1 rRNA gene is annotated in these 418 nt (G+C 50.7%); it reads right to left on the reverse strand.

The features are described from left to right. A 16S ribosomal RNA gene (locus BSZ14_RS18875) occupies positions 1-418 on the reverse strand; the annotation flags it as partial.

Genomic DNA, 418 nt, shown 5'->3' on the forward strand with positions numbered 1-418 from the left:
CTGTTTGATCCCCACACTTTCGTGCATCAGCGTCAGTTACAGCCTAGTAAGCTGCCTTCGCTATCGGTGTTCTTGACGATATCTATGCATTTCACCGCTACACCGTCAATTCCGCCTACCTCATCTGTACTCAAGCCCATCAGTATCAATGCCACCTCTCCGGTTAAGCCGAAGTATTTCACCACTGACTTAAAGGCCGCCTACGCACCCTTTAAACCCAATAAATCCGGACAACGCTTGCCACCTACGTATTACCGCGGCTGCTGGCACGTAGTTAGCCGTGGCTTATTCACCAGGTACCTTCAATTACCCTCGCAAGGGTATTTTATCCCCTGGCAAAAGCAGTTTACAACCCAGAAGGCCTTCTTCCTGCACGCGGCATGGCTGGTTCAGGCTCTCACCCATTGACCAATATTCC

This window comes from Sphingomonas sp. Sph1(2015), from assembly GCF_001970915.1.
Classification (GTDB): Bacteria; Pseudomonadota; Alphaproteobacteria; order Sphingomonadales; family Sphingomonadaceae; genus Sphingomonas; species Sphingomonas parapaucimobilis.